Here is a 1650-nt window from a genome sequence, read left to right as displayed (position 1 = left end):
TGCTTAAAGTGCTCTTTAAAGTCCTCTGGGTACTTCTCTCTGTATTCAGCAAATTCAGAGTCAAAATCAAGCGCTTCAGCGAGGAAGGCAACAGATGGCTGGTAGAAAAATACGTTGTCTTGATCCGTTTTGAGCGCTTCAACAGGGAAGAAATTTGGCACTCCGGCTTCATGTATTAAGAAGTCGCCTTTTGGCAGGTAGGGGCTATCGCTATCAGCATTGCGGTAAATATAGCCAAGCTTATCGACTATCACAGAGCAACCCAACCCAAGCGGCGGGTAGCTGATTGGCCCTTTTTCTTCTTCCACTCTATCAAGCACTGCTTGATATTGAGGCTTAAGGCAATAGGTCAGCTCATTGTCTTTGCCAGCCATCGGCATCACGGCAATGTATTGATAATGGCTTGGTGAGAACAAGCCTTCTTTCACGGAATCGATGGTCTTCACTGATGCCACTTTTGGGTCGCTGTTGTAGGCATGTTCAGCCATCGACACCAAGGTCGCCTTGTTTTGCTCAAAGAGTTCAAACAGATCACACTCTGGCTTGCCTTCTAAGCAGGCGTCATAGTGCTTGACGGGTGAGATGATCATTAATCGGTTTTTATTGTAGCTAGGAGTGCGTTTTTTACCGTTACCGGAGTTACCCAAAATGGCGGTGAAACCCGCAACATTTGAAATCGAGCCAATGACCATGCCAATGGCATTTAAGCCTTGGGTGGTTTTACGAGACCAGCTGATATAGCCATCGGCGAATTCGTCAAGGTTGTTATTACCAAACGGTCGCTCACCAGTCATCAACACACCAAGTTGCTGCGCATGAGAGCGGGGCGAATCGGTCATGGTCTTGATGTCGTACTTGGCAAATTCCACCGTTTTATCTTTAACCGTTTGCTCGGGTGTTTTTGGGGTGTACTGAGGCGCACAACCAACCATAGAGGCCAAAATAAGGCCAGATAAAAGTGTTCTAAACATGGGTCGTTCCGTGAATAGTCGAGAGGATAATAAGGGTGATTTTGCAAAAAACCATTCCAAAGAGAGGGGATATGGACGCAAAAATACCTGCTTAAAATACCATTTACGCATACGGTTTAGTACCCGTGCGATGAGAGCGACATCACACATCACCAGTATGAATGAGAAAAACGTAACAGCCATCGACACCCGTGTAACCTAGTATTGCTTAAACTGGCACAAACCTTAGCTAACAGTAAGGCAGGGAAGCCCAACGTTTGATAATTCCATCAAATATTGATAGATGCATTATTAAATCTACTTGGAATGAAGTATTTAGGATAGTTACTGGTGTGCCACTGAACCGTCCCAGCAGTTTTGGACATCGAGTTAAGTGAGTACAATTACTAACGAGGTGAGCAATGGCAACTAAGAAAACTAGAATTAACATTCCCCTGAACTTAAAGCAGAGGCTCTGAAGCTAGCAGAGAAAGTCGCAGTAGCTGCCGCAACAAGACAACCTTCGAGTACATAGAAGTAGATTATAATCGGACGAGAAGACACAGTGCTCTTGGGTATCTAAGCCCAGTTAACTTTGAACAACGAAACGTCGCTTAACGAAGTGTTCAGTCTTGCTGGAGCAGAACATTCCTAGATGAGCGGAGTTCGCATAAACTGTTGGGCTCTTCTCCGCTTAGAT

General features: G+C 45.2%; 1 protein-coding gene and 1 pseudogene. One reads left to right on the top strand and one right to left on the bottom strand.

Annotated elements, in window-relative coordinates:
- On the bottom strand, window positions 1-971 hold a 971-nt coding region (locus tag AB4307_RS21930; protein ID WP_372133539.1), incomplete at its 3' end, for a hypothetical protein.
- A 492-nt stretch (window positions 972-1463) separates the two neighbouring features.
- Here AB4307_RS21930 and AB4307_RS21925 point away from each other — a divergent pair.
- Window positions 1464-1568, top strand: a pseudogene (locus tag AB4307_RS21925) (IS3 family transposase); the annotation flags it as partial.
- Window positions 1569-1650 lie beyond the last annotated feature (82 nt).

This window comes from Vibrio sp. 10N.261.52.C2 (genome assembly GCF_041471425.1).
In the GTDB taxonomy this organism is placed as follows: Bacteria; Pseudomonadota; Gammaproteobacteria; order Enterobacterales; family Vibrionaceae; genus Vibrio; species Vibrio crassostreae_C.
This window is presented reverse-complemented; position numbering and strand designations above follow the sequence as displayed.